Genomic DNA, 18,766 nt, shown 5'->3' with positions numbered 1-18,766 from the left:
ATGGCCCCTTAATCTATTTTATACACCAGCTGAAAAACCATAACGAAATAAGCATAGATAAACTATACTTTTTTAGAAAAGTTATTCAGCCGATGAATATAGGGGATTTATGCCCCTTGATTAAGCTCCGTACAACGCTTCACCGTATACATTTGTGCGGAGCAAAGTTTTCTGATGAGTTTTACAAATTTTATATAAAGCATATTATGCACCTTCCTTAATACTTAAAAAGGATTTTAGCATACGGTTTTACGAAGCGTCAACATTACTTCCGAATCTTTCAACTACTTGTTTTCAAAATATTGCTTCTGAAACATACACATTCTTATCGCATTATGATAGTTACCATCAACGAAAAACTCATCGATAAGCTCACCTTCTACCATAAACCCAACTTTTTTATAAACATGTACCGCCTTTTCATTTTCCTTATCCACAACTAAATAAATCTTATGCATATTTAGTACGGAAAAAGCGTAATCCATCGCTAAACGCGTCGCATCCACTGCATAACCATATCCTTGATAATTCGGATCAATAATGATTTGGAATTCTGTTCTACGGTGAATATAATCGATTTCTACTAACTCAACTAATCCAACCATTTCATTGTCTTTCTCAACGATAAATCGGCGTTCGCTTTGATCATGTATATGTTTATCATATAAGTCTTGCAGCTCCACAAATGCCTCATACGGCTCTTCAAACCAATACGACATAATATGCGCATTATTATTCAGTTCGTGTACAAACTTTAAATCTTCTCGTTCTAATGGACGTAACTTCAATTCCTGATTCATTCCTATAACCTCCAAGTAAAAGAAACCTCTTCACTTAATTTCTCAATTTTTTTCGATTTCAAACGCCCTAATTTCATTGTAAACTTTCAAGCAACTTGAAGGTCAAGATGTAAAAAAGTAGTGCTGACTTATGTCTGCACTACTACTCTTTTCTCAAATCTCTCATATTTGATATGTATAAAGCAATAACTAAAACAAGAATTGCTCCTGCGTATAATAACGTCTCCATCGGTTCCTCATGAGACACAATAATTAATCGAATTAAGGCCGTAATTCCGATATAAATAAAATAGCGTAACGGGAAATGATAGTTCGATTTAAAATACTTAATAATTAATGCAATGAACTCGAAGTATAAGAAATAGACGATGATACTTTCAACCAATTTATAAGACGTATACTCTTTTGCCGAAAAAATATACTGCACGAACGTAATTGTCTCATTCACTAAGAAAATTGATAACACAATGGATAATATAATTAAGGCTATATTTAATATCCATTGCAAAACACTAGCTATAACATGATCGATATTAAATGACTTCATACTCTCTTTAGACTCCCCTTCGTATAAGTACTTATTTATTATAGCAAAATTACGATTGGAAAGAAGTTAAATCATATATTCGTCCTTTGTTATTGCCAGTGAAGGTGATGTTCATTGTTTGGAGGAGTCTTTTAACCGCAGAACTAGATTCCATATTAAGAAATTCCCTCAATTCGCTATTAGTAGTTATCACACTAAACAGAAGTGTGTAATCTTGTACAGCACGTAAATGAGCATGTTTAGACATACTATTGCAATTTGAACAACGCCATCCCTGTCTTTCTTTTAACATTGCCATTGTAAAACATTCCTCACACTGTACACCCTTTAGCAATTCCTCTTTTTTAATTTTATATTGTGCAAGAACATTTTGACGTTGCGGAATGTGCTCATTCATAATCTGGCCTATAAGTCCATTTATATTATCAATCACTTTTTCTTTATATTGATTTTTAATCTGTTTTATTCTATTAGGTAAATTTGCACTGTGGATAATTTTACTAGACAGTATTTCATCTGAAGTTTTAATAATTGTACGAGGGGAACTAATTACAACGAGGGCTTCAATCGGAATATTATGTAAATCATGTAGATTCAGCCATTTTCTCAGTTGCATCTCTTGCCGTTTCAGTTGTAAAAGCGGATCTGGGAATCCTTCTTCCGTATTACCATCTACTATTCGAATAAGTTGATTGAACTTTGTATCAAAAATTAATGTACCAATAATATTTTTTATTTCAAGAAAAAGAAGAAAATAAGATGAAACTATGAGGGTATCAATTTGGAAATAATGTTTTTGATCAAATAACCTAATATCATGTAAAATACTGTATTCTGTTTCGGGTAAAAAACTAAGTGGATACTCAATCGCCTGCTCTCCTTTATAGCCAGCCATAAATTTCGCTAGACTTTCAACCACCACATTCCTTTTTGGATGATGAGCAGGCAATCTTCTAAGTAAAGCTTCTAATTGCAGCAAATATACGGGCATTTTCCGCTCTTTCACAATCATTTTTATCCCCCTCCAAAATATATCAGCGATTTTTCAAATATATCAGCGCAACTCCAAATATATCGGCGATTTTCGAAATATATCGGCGCAACTCCAAATATATCAGCGATTTTCGAAATATATCGACTTACCGACAAAAACCGACACAACATACACACATAAAATCTTATACACAGTATAACATCACATCTAAAATCGCAATGTAAGCATAATGTGTATACCCCAATGTGATTACGCCAGTTTCAAAATAAGAAATTTACATTCCCCCCATGTAAAAAACCTTTTTATAAGTATGAAAAAAATTTAGGAATTAGTTTATCTTTTTTTAATGTTTTATTTAGAGGCAGTTTATAGTCGGGGATTAACATAAGAAACGTAGCAATTAAGTTTATATATGATGCACTGCTACTATAATCGCTAACCGTACTACTTGAAATCATAAAATAAGGAGACGATAAAACATGAACAAAAAAACAAAAACACTATCATCCATACTGCTCGGATTCACATTAGCATTAACAGGGTGTGCTGGTACTAAAGCTGAAGAAAATCATGGGAAACAAAAGCAAGAACAAGTTGCTAAAGAAACAAAAAAGGAAAATAAATTAACTAAAGGGCAAAAAATGGCTAATATTCTTAGCGAGACAAATTGGCAAGGTACACGAGTGTATGACAAAGATAAGAATGACTTAACAAAAGAGAATGCAAACTTCATCGGTCTTGCAAAATATGATGCGAAGTCAGGCAGATATGAATTTTTTGATGCTAAAACAGGTGCAAGTCGTGGCGATAAAGGAACTTTCTTTATCACAAATGATGGAAAAAAAAGAATATTAATTTCAGAATCAATGAAGTATCAAGCTGTCGTTGACATGACAAAACTAAATAAAAATGTATTTACTTATAAACGAATGGGGAAAGACGCTAACGGTAAAGATGTAGAAGTTTTCGTTGAACATGTTCCATATAAAGAAAAAGAACTTTCTTTCACTGATCCGGACAAGCAGCTGAACACGACTACAGGAGATATTGTTAAAAACGTTGATGGAGATAAAATTTTAGGCGGTACCCTTTGGCACGGAACAAAGGTATTAGACGAAACTGGTAACGATGTAACACAGTTTAATTCGAATTTTATAAGTCTAGCAAAATTTGATGACAAATCTAATAAATATGAGTTCTTCAATAGCGAAACAGGTCAAAGCCGCGGTGATTATGGCTACTTCGATGTTGTACACGAAAATAAAATAAGAGCCCATGTTTCAATTGGAAATAACAAATACGGTGCTGCTCTTGAACTTACTGAACTAAATAAAAATAAATTTACGTATAAAAGAACTGGTAAAGACCAAGCTGGTAACGATATAACTATATTCGTTGAACATGAACCTTATAAAGGTGATATGAAACCACAATTTAGCTTTTAAAAACGTTTGATTAAAGATCCTGTACTGAGTTACAGGATCTTTCTTATTAAGCAGGAGAACGAAAAGACGAAAAACATGTAGCTTTTCGTCTGCACAATATTCCCACCTTATAGTTGATGATTTACAAAACTTAAAAACATACCGATACAAAATAAAATTTGTGACCAAGTAAAAAGCGCCCTACTTATAGGACGCTTGTTTTATACTTAATGACTAATACTAGCTGTTGGGTATAATGTTGTTCCTCCAATTGAAACTTTTATTTCATTTGTTAATGGAACATTTTGTTCATTAATAATTGTTCTCCACCATTCCCATGCAAGACCTGTACATTCTCTTGCTACAATTTTTATATTTTTTGAGTTCGGTGGAAGAGGGATAACTGTAGAGTAATGAGCCGTTTTGTCTTTTCCGCTACCATCCCACGTTTTATGTGTTAGTACTTCGTTACCCTTTTGGTCAAATGTGAATTCATCCCAAGATACATCAAATTGAGCAACGTAAGCACCGTAATGATCAAGTGTCATTTTAGCACTTGAATATTCTGTAGTTGTCGTCTCAATATAATCTGTATTGTTATGAACAGCAGCAGTTGCATTACCTTTTAAGAAAGTGCTTGTATATGAAATTGGGTATGCTGGATTTTTAAGACTTAATTCAGCATTATCTTTAATGATATTTCGGATTTCATTGAAATCTTTAGTAACAACCTTGTTATGCTCTTTCGCATCTCCGCCTAATACTACAGCAGTAAAGGTACTTTCTTCAAAAATATCTTTATACTGTCCACTTGTTTCAACGCTGTTATTCTTAAGTAAGGCTTTAAAAGCAGCTTGTACATCTTTGCTCTTAGATGTTGTTTCTAATTTTACATAAATCGTTCTACCATAAGCTACATTTGAAACCATAACAGGTGGAGCCGAATTACTTACGCCTTTTCGAGTTAACTCGTCAAAAGTAACGCTATTATCAAAAAGGTCGGATGGATTGTTAGGTAGTTCAGCACTTACCGTATAAAATATTTGCTTATACGCCGCTACCATCACTTTTTTCTCTCCATTTGCAACCGCATTAAAATCAATGTTTAGACTGTTATCAAGATATTTAGCGTTAACATTAAGAGCACTTGCTATTTGTGATTTACTATAAACCATAGATTCCGTATACTGCATTCTTGCAGGTAACGTATGTGTTGTAGAATACTTTTCATTCCAAGTAGATACTAAATCGTCTACTGCTCCAGCTACATTACCATATGTCGGATTTTGGACAGTGATTGTATTTTCTTTTCTCATGCCCGGTAAGTCTATACTAATATTCAAAGGCTTTCTCTTAGCCACTAATAAACTTGGTTGATTGTCTGCAAAAGCTTTATTTGCAAGTTGTACAGCTCCTGGATACGTGCGATTCACTACAGAATCAATAATTGAAATATCGACTGGTGACGTTGTAAGTGATTTTTTCTCGCGTTCCACTACTACAAATTTACCATTTGAATTGATACTTTCTTTCGGAACAAAACTTTCTACTTTATCACCATTTACAGCTAAAACCTCTTGATTATTATATTTAAGATTTGCTATACCAGTATCAATGCCACTAGCATTTTTGGTTACATCAGTTGCATTACTTGCTTGTGTTTCTGCGAAGGAAATAGATGAATAATTAATAGTGCATAGACTAACTAATAAACATGCAAGGAACTTTCTTCTTTTAGTGTTTTTCTTAATATTCAGAAAAATCACCCCGTTCTTTTTTTAGTAAAATATGATAATGATTGATAAATGATAGCTAACTAATAAACTTACATAAATGCTTTTAAAAGTTCTTGAATTAACGGGATTACGCCACCTACAAATTTTAAAACTGCCATTGCGATTTCCATATTATTTCCTCCTTTTTATTGCTACGAAAATGTGATTTATCTTTATGCCCTCATTATAGTGACCCCTTACACTTTTATCAATACACTCTGATATGCAATATTACATATCAAAAAACAAGCTGAATTCTTTTAAAAAGTTATACAGGGATATTTTTTTCGTTTAGTACATATTTGAAAAGGTGAAGCATTCTTTTGCATTTTATGAGTAGTCACATAAAAAAGCCGCTGCCTATAAAATACAGACAGCAACTTCACCTAGAGTAGCTTGCATAATCTACGCAAGCTACAGTATTTTTTCACATTTTATAACTAATAAACAGCGATCGGCCCATAAGGACCATTAATAATCTCTATTTTTGTTTCAAAAATATCTGTCAAAAGTGTTGAGTCCATAACCTCTTCTACTGTTCCAAAAGCAGCAATTTGTCCATCTTTCATAGCACAAATTTTATCCGAGTATTTAGCTGCAAAATTTATGTCATGCATAACAGTCAAAATTGTTCGTCCAAATTCATTAGCTGCACGTCTTAAATGCTCCATCATTTGAACAGAACGAGCAACATCAAGGTTGTTCAAAGGTTCGTCCAAAAGTACATATTCCGTCTCTTGGCACAATACCATCGCTACATATGCCCTTTGTCTTTGACCACCAGAAAGCTCATCTAAATATCTATTCTCTAAACTAGTTAAATCTAAGAAATCGATATATTTAGAAATGATAACCTCATCTTCTTTAGTCAATCTTCCCTTTGAATAAGGAAAGCGCCCAAATCCAACTAATTGTCTAACTGTAAGCCTAGTTACAAAATGATTTTCTTGTCGCAATATAGTCAAAACTTTTGCTAAGTCTTTTGATTTGGATTCAGAAACATCCATATTTGCTACCTGAATTTGGCCTTCATCCATATCTAAAAGTCTGCCAATCATCAAAAGTGTCGTGGACTTTCCAGCGCCATTTGGTCCAATTAAAGAAGTAAAGCCTGCTTTTGGTATTTCAATATCCAAAGGTCCTATTTTTACCTTATCAGTATAGAACTTTTTAACATTATCAATTTTTATCATAAAGCCCTCTTCCTTAAAACTATAGTTAAGAATATAATTCCACCAAATAATTCAATAATAACTGAAACTACACCTTGAGCATGGAATACATGATACATTAAAAAGTATGCGCTCGTCATTATTAAAAATCCTATAGCAAAAGCCATCGGAAAAATATATCTATGATCATAAGTTGCCGCTGCCTGATAACTCAAAGTTGCTACTAAAAAGCCGTAGAAAGTAAGTGGCCCAATTAGAGCTGTTGAAATAGACATCAAAATAGCTACTAATACAAGCGTATAAATTACACTAGGTTGATATTTAACTCCAAAAGAAGTAGCAACATCTTTTCCTAGTGACAAAACATTCAAATTCTTAGAATGAGCAAAAATTAATACCGCTACAATTATGATCATAGGAATTACAATAGGAAAATATGCAGGATCTGCATGATTAACAGAACCAAATAATCTTGCTTGTAAAATATCAAATTCTGAAGGCGCAAGTAGTTTTCTCATGAAAGTTGACACAGAATTTAGCCCGGTACCAATAATAATTCCAACTAAAAGCATAAGTTGTAAATTCCCGTATTTACCGGAAAGTAACCATCCATAAAGTATTAAACTCATGAAGACCATAACAACAACTTGGAATAAAAATGATCCAATTCCATTAAAATTTATTAACGCACTAGCACCAAAGAAGAATACTGTACTCGTTTGAATTGCTGAATAAAGTGATTCGAAACCTAAAAGTGAAGGAGTAATAATTTTATTATTCGTAATAGATTGGAAAGCAACTGTCGACAAGCTATGGCAAACCGCAGCAATAATCATTGCAACAATAGCTACTATCCTTCTCTTAACGACTGGGATAAAAGAAGGTGAATCTATCGGAACTGGATTGTTATAAACTAAAAGTCCATATGAAGAAAGAAGACCTAAAGCAATCAATGTTATCAGTAAAATCCAATAACGTCTTGCTTCCTTCTTAGACCGAAAAGCGCTAGCTGATCTACTTTCATTATGAAGGCTAGAATCGATCTCGACATTTTCTTTTTTTCTATATTCTAATGTGATCATCGTAGCCTCCTTGGTTTTCTTTTTCTCAATAAAATAGTAATAAACACGACTGCTCCCACTGTTGCAAGTATTAAAGAAACAGGTAATTCAAAAGGCTGTATAATTGTTCGAGAAATGATGTCACAGGCAGTTATTGATCCCATTCCGATCACACAAACCCAAGGTAAATTACTCCTAAGATCATCACCTCTAAACATTGAAACGATATTTGGCACAATTAATCCTAAGAAAGGTAAGTGTCCAATAACAGCTGCAACAATTCCAACTGCAACAGAGATAAGAGCAGTCCCAAAAAGAACAATTCTATTGTAATTAACTCCAAGACTTGTTGCGACATCTTCTCCTAGTCCAGCTAAAGTCAATCTATTAGCATACATAAAAATAAGAAAAGTAATGATAACAATCAGCCATAAATATTCATATCTTCCCACCTGAATGTTAGCAAATGAACCGACAAACCAAGTTTCAATACTTTGCGTCTTTTGAAAAAGGAGTCCTAAAAAAGTAGACACTGCAGAAATTACTGCTCCAAGCATCAATCCAATAATCGGAACAATTAAAGACGAACGAAGCTTAACTCTTCTTAAAAATAGAAAGAAAATCATAGTTCCTATAAAAGAAAAAATGATTGCACCAGTCATTCTTTGAACTAAAGTCGGGGCAGGAAATAATAAATACACAAAAAGCAGGCCTAAGCCTGACCATTCAATAGTCCCCGTTGTAGTAGGTTCAACAAAGCGATTCTGTGTAATAAGTTGCATGACGAGCCCTGCCATCGCCATCGCAGCTCCAGTAAGCATTAATGCAAACGTTCTTGGAACACGAGTGATGAAAAACATCTCCATTCCGTCCTCTTGTCCACGTATATCATAAACTCCAGTAAACAGTGATATAATCCCTAAAATTATAACAACTATAACTGCTATTATAAAAGGTTTTGTCCATATTTTATTTTGATTATAAAACTGGGGTTGAGAAATATTCTCAACCCTAGAAATCATATTTTTTGACACTGTTTCGTACCCCTTTACACTACTTAGCTAAAGTTTTTGCCATATTTCCAAATAACTCTATATAAGTTTGAATTGATTCATTTGTGTAAGTATCTTCTGGTGCATAAATAACTTGTTTTTTAGAAACAGCAGTTGTGTTTTGAAGAGCAGGTGATTTAGAAATAACATCCTTAGCAGGTGTTGACTTAGCTGCATCAGATGTTGCAGCATCACGATCTAATACGAAAAGCCAATCAGGATTTGTTTGTGCAATAGCTTCAACAGAAACGTCATCACCTTTATGACCTGCAGTAGAATTCGAAACTTCTAATGCTGGAGTCCAACCGAAAATGTCATACATAGGTCCCCAAACGCGACCAGAGTGCGGCGCAGCAAAGCCAATATTTCCACCAGTAACGATAACACTCATAACTTTATCTTTTCCGTTATAAGCAGATTTTGCCTTTTCAATAGATTTATCGAAATCAGCTACTAATTGTTTAGCTTCTTTATCTTTAGCAAAGATTTTACCTAAAGTAGTTGTAGAATCTTTAAGTCCTTTTACTAAGTTTTCTCCAGGCTTAGTAGCCTTCTCAGAAACATCAAAATTAAGATCAATAACAGCTGCATTTGGCACTAATTTTTTGATTTCTTCATAATGATCAGCAAATCTTTGACCAACGATTACAAGATCAGGGTTTGCCGCTGCAATAATTTCTAGATTTGGTTCACGGTGATTCCCAATATTTTGAACTTTTTCATCCTTTTTATATGCTGAATCAGCAGGCATGATATCCTTTGGAGCAGCCGCTAATTTAATTCCCCAATCAGATAAAGTTTCAAAAGTTCTGTTATCCAAAGCAACTACATTCTTTGGGTTTACAGGTACTTTAACAGTTCCATGAGCATCAGTGATTTCAACCGTTTTTGGCTTATCACTACCATTATCTTTATTATTAGCCTTCGAAGTTTCTTTACTTGAATCTGAGCAAGCCACTAACATTAAAGTGAAAATTGCTAGAATACTCACTAATTTTAAAAGCATAGATTTTTTCATATGTATACTCCTTATAGTGTGATTTATTTCGAAAATGATGACATCCATAGATTGAATTAGAAGGTAACTTTTATTCAATTGAATCGCTATTGATAATCATTTTCATTTGAACATCCTGTTAATTAGTATAGTCATTAATTCTGTGAAAATCTTGTGAATCGTATGAATTCATAAAATCAAGCATAAAAAGTAATATGTGCGGTCAGGACTGTTGATTAACCTTCATTAAATACTTTCTCAACAAATACGGGACAGAGACCTTCCCTTACAAAATACGCGCAGTAATAGCTAATATTTCACAGAAACTACTTTATTATCTTATTTTTATCATTCAACCATTGAATAGCCTCTGCCATGTATCGTTTGAATATATCTATCTTTCTTCTCGCACTTTAGCTTTTTTCTTACATACCCAATATATAAGTCTACTACATTCGGATTTACTACTACGTCATATCCCCAAACTTGATTCAAAAGCATTTCACGGCTTAATATCGTATTTTTATTCTTAATTAAAAATACAAGTAAATCGTACTCGCGCTTCGTAAGCGAGAGATTTTTGCCACCTTTTTTCACAATATTGCTAGATGCATCAACAAAGAGATCTTTAAACTGAAAAAAGTTTGTCTCATTTTGCTGGTTATAGTCACTTCTTCTTAAAATAGCTTGAACTCTCGCTACTAATTCTTCCTTCACAAATGGTTTTCTAATATAATCATCTGCTCCTGCTTGTAACCCTGCTATGCAATCCTCGCTAGAAATATTGTTGGTCACAATAATGATTGGTGTCGTTTTAACAAGTCGTATTTGTCTACAAATTTCTGGTCCCGATATACTTAATGAATCCCAATCCAATATGATAATATCCCAATCTTGCTCATATGCTATATTTAAACCTTGGTTTTCATTGTGAAGTTTTAAAATGAAATGGCCCTCTTGCGTTAAACCGCTTACGATTTTCTTTGCTGAAGACCGTTCATTTTTAATCACCAACACCTGCTTCACCGATGGTTCACCTCTACTTCAATATAAATTATTTAGATAAAAAAATTATCCCGAAAAAATAATTTAAGATTTATAAATTTAAAACCCCTAAATAATCCATTAAAACAGTTTATTAGGAGAACTCTATATAATCTTACAATAGGTATGGATAAAAACACAAAACATATGAAGATTCGAATAAAGTAAAAAAATAATAACTACTTAACAATTGAGCGTTTACAATCTGCTATAGTATCTACCCGCTTATCATCAATAACCATTTTTTATTCTCTCTTTCAGGGATACCGTCCCATCAACTTCAGCATTCTATAAAACCACAAACAAAAAGAACCATAACCTCACCAACCTGGCAAAATTATGGTTCATATTATACAAAATAAAAAACCACCAAATATGTATTGGTGGAGACGGTGGGAGTCGAACCCACGTCCAAAAATATCGGCACTTAAGCTTCTACGAGTGTAGTCGATATATTAGCATTTCGCGAACTCTTCGGCCTATCGACAGGCTTCCAAGTTGCTAGTCTGGTTGTTCTCTTCCTTTGTCCTCAGACGGCGAACTCCGGCGTAGTCCACTTAGTTTGAGTCCCTTACCCTACCACATGGACGATGGAGGGAGGAACCTTTAGTGCAATTAAGCAGCTAAAGAAAGATTGTTTTGTTTGCCAATTATAGGCTTTGACGTTTTAACGAGGCCGATCCCCTCGACTCGCAACCTAAGCTCGAACTATCCCTGTCGAATCCGTAACGTCCCCATGATAAAAATGGAGCATACGAAGAAAATATCGTGATAGCTACTAAGAGCTGTTTTTCAATGTGCAACAACCTTACATAAGTTATTATAACATACGAGTTCCATTTTACAAATGTAAATATCTGTATTACATCTTTTGGCGATCACGGAACGCGCGGGCAATTTCACGTTTAGCTTCTTTCTCTTTTAAATCGTGACGTTTATCGTATTGTTTCTTACCTTTTGCTAAACCAAGTGCCATCTTTGCAAATCCATTTTTCAAATAAATTCTAAGTGGAACTAATGCGTAACCTGTTTCTTTCGCAGCGCCCGCTAGTTTATCAATTTCTTTTTTATGCAGAAGTAATTTTCTCGTACGAAGTGGATCATGGTTGAAACGATTCCCTTGTTCGTACGTATTAATGTGCATATTATGAACCCATACTTCACCATTATGTACACGTGCAAACGCATCTTTCAAGTTTACGCGTCCAGCGCGAATCGACTTAATTTCCGTTCCTTGAAGGACAAGCCCTGCTTCGTATGTTTCTTCGATGAAATAATCATGAAATGCTTTTTTATTCTGTGCAATAACCTTACCTGTACCCTTTGGCATATAACGTCCCTCCTCTATTTTTACTATTGTAACAAATGTTAATAAAAAGCGAAAGTGGCTCGCTCAGAATCTTTGGACATTGGAACTCCCGACAGAGAAGCGCTTTTTGCTTCGGCCGAGGGAGTGAAATGGCCAACAGATTCTAGCCACTGTAGCTGGATTCCATTAAAAGCGAAAGTGGCTCGCTCAGAATGTGAGGTGGATGGAGCTTCTGACCTTGAGGCGCTCTTTGCCTCTCGGGAAGAAGTGAAGCCGCCGAACATTCTAGCCACTGTAGCTGGATTCCATTAAAAAGCGAAAGTGGCTCGCTCTCAAGCCACGAAGAAAAAAGAAAACGGCCCCGCTTTTCATCAAAGCGAAGCCACTCTTTTCTTACTTACGCTTTTTCTTTTTCTTCTTGAATCCTGGTACGTTTTCGAAGAATGCTTTTTTCTTCTTACCGTTACCATCTTTTTTTCCTGGCTGGCTAGCAGAAGCGGATGCAGATGCGGATCCTCTTCCTTTTCCTTTGCCACCACGGTCAAATTTTCTACCTGTGCCACGTTCACCGCCGCGCTCATTACTGCGCTCGCTACGTCCACCGCGTTTCTTTCTGCCTGTTCTTGGCTGTTCGATAACGACTGGACGATCTTTGAACTTACGGCGAGGTGTGCCTTTCATGCCAACGATTTCAAAGTCGATTGCACGCTCGTCTTTGTTTACGTTAATAACGCGAATTGTAATTTCATCACCGATGCGGAATACGTTTCCTGTACGTTCTCCGATCATAGCGAAATGTTGCTCGTCATAACGGTAGTAATCATCCGTTAAGTAGCTAACGTGTACAAGACCTTCAATTGTATTTGGAAGCTCTACGAATAAACCGAAGTTTGTTACAGAACTAATCATACCGTCATACTCTTCACCGATCTTATCAACCATATACTCTGCTTTTTTCATCTCATCTGTTTCACGCTCTGCTTCAACAGCACGGCGTTCCATATTAGAAGAGTGCTCTGCAATCTCAGGTAATTTTTCACGCCATTTTGCTTGCGTTTCGTTGTCGACTTTACCATTAATAATGTATTCACGAATTAATCTATGAACGATTGTATCTGGGTAACGACGAATTGGTGATGTGAAATGTGTGTAGAACTCAGTTGATAAACCGAAATGTCCTAAACTATCCGCATCGTAACGAGCTTGCTTCATAGAACGAAGCATAACTGTTGAAATAACTACTTCTTCTGGCTGTCCTTGAACCATTTCAAGAATTTGTTGCAGCGCACGAGGGTGCACTTCATTCGCACGTCCTTTTACCGCATATCCGAAATTCGTTACAAACTCGAAGAAACGCTCAAGCTTATCTTCTTTCGGATCTTCATGGACACGGTACATAAACGGTACGTTCATCCAGTGGAAGTGCTCTGCTACTGTTTCATTCGCAACAAGCATAAATTCTTCAATTAACTTCTCTGAAACAGAACGATCACGCATAACAACATCAGTCGGTTTTCCTTCTTCATCCACTAATACTTTCGCTTCTTTAAAGTCAAAGTCAATTGCACCACGGCGCATACGTTTTTCACGTAAAATTTGTGCCAATTGACCCATCTCTTTAAACATCGGTACGAGCGGCTCATAACGCTTAATTAACTCTTCGTCCTCATCTTCTAAAATGCTTCTTACGTCAGCATACGTCATACGCTCTGTCGTTTTAATCACACTTTGGAAAATCTCGTGTTTAACAACATCACCTAAGTTGTTGATTTCCATTTCACAAGATAACGTCAGACGGTCTACTTTCGGATTTAATGAACAAATACCGTTAGATAGACGATGCGGAATCATCGGGATTACACGGTCAACAAGATATACACTCGTCGCTCTTTCCGCTGCTTCAACATCAATTGGAGAGCCTTCTTGAACGTAATGACTTACATCCGCAATGTGAACGCCTAGCTTGTAGTTACCGTTCTCAAGCTTCGTTACTGTAACAGCATCATCTAAGTCTTTCGCATCCGCACCATCAATCGTTACGATCATTTGATCGCGCAGGTCGCGGCGATCTTTTAAATCTTCTTCTGAAATCGTTTCTGGTACACGGTTTGCATGCTCCATCACTTCCTCAGGGAATGCTAAAGGTAAATGATGTTTATGAATGACAGATAAAATATCTACTCCTGGATCATTTTTATGACCTAGAATTTGAATAACTTCACCTTCTGCACTTAAACGATTCTCTGGATAGCTCGTAATTTTCACAACTACTTTATGACCTTCTACAGCACCCATCGATGCGCTTTTCAAGATAAAGATATCACTCGTCCAGCGCTTATTGTCAGGTATAACAAATCCAAAGTTTTTCGATTCTGTATATGTACCAACTAGTTCTTTCGTTCCACGCTCTAAAATGCGTACAATTGAACCTTCTTGACGCGAGCCACTCGATTGAGAACTAAGGCGTGCTAATACTGTATCACCATGAAGTGCACCGTTTAATTCTGTAGGCGGGATGAAAAGATCATCGTCTCCCGTTTTCTTCTCGTCTGGTACAACGAATGCAAAACCACGTGCATGTCCAATTAACTTACCTCTTACTAAATTCATCTTTTCAGGAAGACCGTAACGGTTGCTACGAGTACGAATAACAAGTCCCTTTTCTTCCATCGTTACAAGTGCCTTTACGAAATCTTTAAAGCCCTCAGAACCTTCAATCCCAAATGCCTCTTCTAACTCTTGTATCGTTAGCGGTTTATACGCTTCTTCTCTCATAAATAATAACAACTTATCAATATGTTCTTGTATGATTTCTTCCAAGCAAAAATACCTCCTTTAAAACCTTATATTATTTAGTGTATCCGAAAGATAGGGGATGTATAAAGTGAAACTTCAATACTCCCCTTATGATTTTTACAGTTTTCACAAAAAATTCCTTATGAAAAAAAGAGGCAACTAGATCTTACCAATCTAGTTGCTCCAAGAAGTTATATACATCCTCATGTAGCTCGTCACGTTGTTTATCAAGTGTAATGACATGCGTAGAGTCTTCATACCATTTAATGTCTTTTAACGTAGATTCTACACCGTTATAAATAATGTTAGCACTATCTGTATTAATCATTTCGTCATGACGTGCTTGTACAACAAATGTTGGCGCATAAATCATATCCACATTGTTACGTACGTCAGCAATTAATTGTTGTAATGCTTTTAATGTATTCATCGGTGTCTTTTGGAATTCCAACATTTCTTGTTCAATTTGTTCAGGTGATTTTTGCTCACGTTTTTTATATTCGCGGGCATATGCCAATATACCTTGGTACATCGTTTCTTCGCTCTTAATATACATCGGTGCACACATTGGTACTACACCTAAAACCGGTACTGTATAACCTAATTTTAAAGAAAATACGCCGCCAAGTGACAATCCAACAACTGCAATTTTCTCAAAACCTTTATCTTTTAAAAGCTGATATGCCTCCGTTACATCTTGCCACCAATCTTCAGGCCCTGTATGAACAAGCTCTTCTGGTGGTACACCGTGCCCTTTATAAATTGGCGCATGACAAGTATAGCCTTTCTTTTCTAAGAAACGCCCTAACATACGTACATCAGCTGAGTTCCCTGTGAATCCATGTAGTAATAAAACAGCGCGGTCTCCACCCTCAAATGTAAATGGTTTCGGAGATGCTAATTTCATCATGTATTTCTCCTCTTTCTCTTCTGTAATCTAGTCGTATTCTTTCTATATCTAGTGTACCATATTTGTATTTCTATAATCTAATTAGAAACATCTTTCAAATAGCAAAACAAAAAAAGAAGAACCATTAGTACCATTCACTAACGCTTCTTCTTTCAATTTTATAAATTGAAGTACGTAACACCAATTGTTAATACAAAGAACAATACAGCTAAAACAATTGTAATACGGTTTAATACCGCTTCAATTCCACGTGCCTTTTGCTTACCAAATAATTGCTCCGCACCGCCTGAAATTGCACCTGAAAGGCCTGAGCTATTACTAGATTGCATAAGTACCATAACAATCATTAAAATCGATACAATAATAAGTAAAACTGATAATAACGTATGCACTTGGCGTACCTCCTACAAAGATTCAGTTATTGTAACTGTAGCATAAATTCTATAGAAAAGCGAGAGCTATAGAGGCGCTCTCGCTTTTCTTCTATTACATAAACATCATCGCAAATAACGGTCCAAGTAAACATGTCAAAATTGCTGTTAATGTCATTGTTACCGATCCAATAACACCTTCATGTTCGTTATTTTTCATCGCTCTCATCACGCCCATAATATGAGAAGCACATCCAAATCCGATACCTTTACCAACTGAGTTTGTAACACGGCTCCATTTTAATAAAAGGGGTCCTGTAATCGTTCCAGTAATACCTGCGATAACAACGAAAGCTGCTGTTAAGGAAGGTACACCACCGACTTGCTCTGAAACACTCATCGCAACTGGCATTGTCACCGATTTTGGTAATGACGATAAGATTAAGCTTTTATCCGTTCCCATAAGTGAAGCAATCGCAAAATCACTAGCGATTGCAACTGTTGTACCTACTAATACCCCGCCAGCAATCGGTACAACATATTTTTGCAGAACATGACGTTGTTTATAAAGAGGAATTGCAAATGCTACAACACCGGGTCCAAGTAGCTTTGCAATCCAGCCACCACCACTTTCCATATAATGTTGATATGGTATATCAAGCACGATAAATAGGAAAGCCATTAATCCAGTTGCTACAAGCATTGGAATGGTGAATGGTGTTGGAAATAATTTATAGATTTTTTTAGATAATTGATATAATAGCACCGTAAAAAGAACCCAACCGATTCCGATTAATATTTGGCTCATCGCGACTCTCTTTCCTTCCTATTCGCAAGATATTGTCCTGTATGTCCTGCGACAATAATAATTAAAAATGTACTCGCTACAACTGTAATGAAAAGAGAAATTCCTTTACTCATAAAAAAAGCACCGTAATTCATTAGGCCAAGCGTTGGCGGAATTAATAAAAACGGCATAATAGCAACGAGTGTTTCTGCTCCTAAATCGAACCATTTCACTGGAAGAACTTTTAGGCTAAGTAAAACAAGTAAGAGGAACATTCCAATCAAACTTCCTGGAATCGGAATATTTAACATTTCTTGCACCCAAGTTCCAACCATATAAAACACGTAAAGAGCAGCAATTTGGACAAGAATCTTTGTAAATTTCATGTTCATCATCCCTCATGTTTATACGATCTTCTGTTAATATCTTTATCATAGTATAAATTGTAAAAAGCTGCAATTTATCAACTTGACAGCAAAAACAGCCTATGTTATACGCTTACAACCTTGATATGACTGCATTTCTAAACGAAAATTACGTCAAAAACCTTGACCTAATATAAAAAGTTTTTATTTTCTGAATTTAAAAGACTATTATTTCAATAAAATAATCTTTTTATCCTTAAACTTACATATATATAAAGTGAAACTTTAATCATTGAGGTTTTCCTCATCCCCATTAATTATTAGCCCTCACCAAGCGGATTTGTACCGGATAAACAAGATAGGTGGTGAACATATGCCCAAAAAAGTTCTCATTTTTTGTGATCCTGGGATTGATGATACGATGGCTCTCCTCTTAGCATTCTTTATCGATGAAATAGAAATCGTCGGTATCGTTGCTGATTACGGCAATGTTCCAAAAAAAACGGCCGTAGAAAATGCTCATTTTTTTAATAACGAAACAAAGAATAGAAATATCAAGATATTCGGTGGTTCAGAACGTCCCCTTACTGGTGCCTCACCTGCGTTTTTTACGGATGTACATGGGAAACAGGGGCTCGGTCCAATTATTCCAAAGGTGAATGTGACTAACGGAGAAATGGAGAATTTTTTTGAAGTCATTCCTCTTATTGAACAGTATAAAGATGAATTAATCATTGTGAGTTTAGGAAGACTTACCTCCCTAGCAATTTTGTTTATCATGTGCAAACAGTTAATGAAACAAATTAAATCTTACTACGTAATGGGCGGTGCCTTTTTACATCCTGGTAATGTTACCCCTATTTCCGAAGCAAACTTTTATGGCGATCCTACTGCTGCTAATATAGTCCTTCAATCCGCAGTTAACATGTACATATACCCATTAAACGTCACTCAATACTCCATCATTACACCAGAAATGGCAGAATACATTGAGGCAAAAGGAAAAGCTCCACTTGTCAAACCGTTATTTGATCATTATTACTACGGATATTATAAAGACGCCCTACCACATTTAAAGGGGAGCCCCTTCCATGACACAATGCCAATACTCGCTTTATTTGATAACTCTATGTTCACGTATCATAAATCACCTATTGTTGTCATGACAGAATCCTCTGCACAAGGAGCAAGCATAGGGGAATTTCGCTCTCTAGTGAACCAGAAGCCATTTATTGATTGGCCGGTTCATCAAATCGCAATTGATTTTGACTATAACCGCTTCTTCAAACATTTCATGTCACTTATGACGGGTGAACAATTTTAGCATAAAAAAACAGACCGTGATTTCTCACGGTCTGTCGT

Annotated in this window: 18 protein-coding genes and 1 other RNA gene; 3 read left to right on the top strand and 16 right to left on the bottom strand. The window is 35.6% G+C overall.

Translation table 11 applies throughout. From position 1 onward, the window contains the following. Nucleotides 1-284 precede the first annotated feature (284 nt). The 3 genes from speG to ACK1U5_RS23220 form a co-directional block, all read right to left on the bottom strand. The gene (gene speG, locus ACK1U5_RS23230; RefSeq protein WP_001071092.1) at nucleotides 285-800 is read right to left on the bottom strand and encodes a spermidine N1-acetyltransferase; all 516 of its coding nucleotides are present in this window, start codon (nucleotides 798-800) and stop codon (nucleotides 285-287) included. A 142-nt stretch (nucleotides 801-942) separates the two neighbouring features. After that, nucleotides 943-1,347 carry a phosphate-starvation-inducible protein PsiE gene (psiE, locus tag ACK1U5_RS23225; protein WP_000834708.1) on the bottom strand — a complete coding sequence of 135 codons (405 nt, stop codon included), beginning with the start codon at nucleotides 1,345-1,347 and terminating at the stop codon, nucleotides 943-945. Nucleotides 1,348-1,396: 49 nt separating this feature from the next. After that, complete coding sequence (locus tag ACK1U5_RS23220; RefSeq protein ID WP_000635744.1) at nucleotides 1,397-2,359, bottom strand: nuclease-related domain-containing protein; 963 nt, start codon at nucleotides 2,357-2,359, stop codon at nucleotides 1,397-1,399. A 461-nt stretch (nucleotides 2,360-2,820) separates the two neighbouring features. Here ACK1U5_RS23220 and ACK1U5_RS23215 point away from each other — a divergent pair, with 461 nt between their 5' ends. Continuing rightward, the gene (locus tag ACK1U5_RS23215) at nucleotides 2,821-3,786 is read left to right on the top strand and encodes a DUF4822 domain-containing protein (RefSeq protein WP_074624902.1); all 966 of its coding nucleotides are present in this window, start codon (nucleotides 2,821-2,823) and stop codon (nucleotides 3,784-3,786) included. Nucleotides 3,787-3,992: 206 nt separating this feature from the next. Here the strand turns inward: ACK1U5_RS23215 and alo are convergent, their stop codons facing one another. The 8 genes from alo to smpB form a co-directional block, all read right to left on the bottom strand. Continuing rightward, complete coding sequence (alo, locus tag ACK1U5_RS23210; RefSeq protein ID WP_113710561.1) at nucleotides 3,993-5,531, bottom strand: anthrolysin O/cereolysin O family cholesterol-dependent cytolysin Alo; 1,539 nt, start codon at nucleotides 5,529-5,531, stop codon at nucleotides 3,993-3,995. A 449-nt stretch (nucleotides 5,532-5,980) separates the two neighbouring features. Beyond that, the gene (locus ACK1U5_RS23205; protein WP_000590071.1) at nucleotides 5,981-6,733 is read right to left on the bottom strand and encodes an iron ABC transporter ATP-binding protein; all 753 of its coding nucleotides are present in this window, start codon (nucleotides 6,731-6,733) and stop codon (nucleotides 5,981-5,983) included. Continuing rightward, the gene (locus ACK1U5_RS23200; RefSeq protein ID WP_000631244.1) at nucleotides 6,730-7,794 is read right to left on the bottom strand and encodes an iron chelate uptake ABC transporter family permease subunit; all 1,065 of its coding nucleotides are present in this window, start codon (nucleotides 7,792-7,794) and stop codon (nucleotides 6,730-6,732) included. The genes ACK1U5_RS23205 and ACK1U5_RS23200 overlap by 4 nt, the downstream gene beginning before the upstream one ends. Beyond that, nucleotides 7,791-8,807 carry an ABC transporter permease gene (locus ACK1U5_RS23195; RefSeq protein ID WP_000042071.1) on the bottom strand — a complete coding sequence of 339 codons (1,017 nt, stop codon included), beginning with the start codon at nucleotides 8,805-8,807 and terminating at the stop codon, nucleotides 7,791-7,793. Before ACK1U5_RS23195 ends, ACK1U5_RS23200 begins: the two co-directional genes overlap by 4 nt. A gap of 19 nt (nucleotides 8,808-8,826) precedes the next feature. Next, on the bottom strand, nucleotides 8,827-9,843 hold the full coding sequence (locus tag ACK1U5_RS23190) for a siderophore ABC transporter substrate-binding protein (RefSeq protein ID WP_000749435.1): 1,017 nt from the start codon (nucleotides 9,841-9,843) through the stop codon (nucleotides 8,827-8,829). 327 nt (nucleotides 9,844-10,170) lie between these two features. Beyond that, nucleotides 10,171-10,848: a response regulator transcription factor gene (locus ACK1U5_RS23185; protein WP_000815809.1), complete on the bottom strand. Its 678-nt coding sequence runs from the start codon at nucleotides 10,846-10,848 to the stop codon at nucleotides 10,171-10,173. A 399-nt stretch (nucleotides 10,849-11,247) separates the two neighbouring features. Further along, nucleotides 11,248-11,602, bottom strand: a transfer-messenger RNA (tmRNA) gene (ssrA, locus tag ACK1U5_RS23180). Nucleotides 11,603-11,728: 126 nt separating this feature from the next. Further along, nucleotides 11,729-12,196: an SsrA-binding protein gene (gene smpB / locus ACK1U5_RS23175; protein ID WP_001123919.1), complete on the bottom strand. Its 468-nt coding sequence runs from the start codon at nucleotides 12,194-12,196 to the stop codon at nucleotides 11,729-11,731. 123 nt (nucleotides 12,197-12,319) lie between these two features. Between smpB and ACK1U5_RS23170 the strand changes: the two genes are divergently transcribed. Then, nucleotides 12,320-12,487: a hypothetical protein gene (locus ACK1U5_RS23170; RefSeq protein WP_162279587.1), complete on the top strand. Its 168-nt coding sequence runs from the start codon at nucleotides 12,320-12,322 to the stop codon at nucleotides 12,485-12,487. A gap of 81 nt (nucleotides 12,488-12,568) precedes the next feature. Here ACK1U5_RS23170 and rnr read toward each other — a convergent pair whose 3' ends face one another. The 5 genes from rnr to ACK1U5_RS23145 form a co-directional block, all read right to left on the bottom strand. Next, nucleotides 12,569-14,995 (bottom strand): ribonuclease R, encoded by a 2,427-nt coding sequence (gene rnr / locus ACK1U5_RS23165; RefSeq protein ID WP_113710560.1) that lies wholly within the window; start codon nucleotides 14,993-14,995, stop codon nucleotides 12,569-12,571. Between the two features lie 142 nt (nucleotides 14,996-15,137). Then, nucleotides 15,138-15,878: a carboxylesterase gene (gene estA / locus ACK1U5_RS23160; protein WP_000761976.1), complete on the bottom strand. Its 741-nt coding sequence runs from the start codon at nucleotides 15,876-15,878 to the stop codon at nucleotides 15,138-15,140. A gap of 161 nt (nucleotides 15,879-16,039) precedes the next feature. Next, on the bottom strand, nucleotides 16,040-16,273 hold the full coding sequence (gene secG, locus ACK1U5_RS23155) for a preprotein translocase subunit SecG (RefSeq protein WP_000557264.1): 234 nt from the start codon (nucleotides 16,271-16,273) through the stop codon (nucleotides 16,040-16,042). 94 nt (nucleotides 16,274-16,367) lie between these two features. Then, a complete protein-coding gene (locus ACK1U5_RS23150; RefSeq protein WP_000078304.1) occupies nucleotides 16,368-17,060 on the bottom strand; it encodes an LrgB family protein in 693 nt (230 codons plus the stop codon). Then, a complete protein-coding gene (locus ACK1U5_RS23145; protein WP_000673222.1) occupies nucleotides 17,057-17,425 on the bottom strand; it encodes a CidA/LrgA family holin-like protein in 369 nt (122 codons plus the stop codon). Before ACK1U5_RS23145 ends, ACK1U5_RS23150 begins: the two co-directional genes overlap by 4 nt. Nucleotides 17,426-17,777: 352 nt before the next feature. On the opposite strand from ACK1U5_RS23145, the gene ACK1U5_RS23140 reads away from it, so the two are divergent. Then, nucleotides 17,778-18,728, top strand: a complete 951-nt coding sequence (locus ACK1U5_RS23140; protein ID WP_001125064.1) for a nucleoside hydrolase — start codon at nucleotides 17,778-17,780, stop codon at nucleotides 18,726-18,728. The last annotated feature ends 38 nt before the right edge of the window (nucleotides 18,729-18,766 follow it).

It is taken from the genome of Bacillus sp. XB1 (assembly GCF_053557995.1).
The sequence above is the reverse complement of the archived record's forward strand: the minus strand, read 5'-3'. Positions and strand labels throughout refer to the sequence as shown.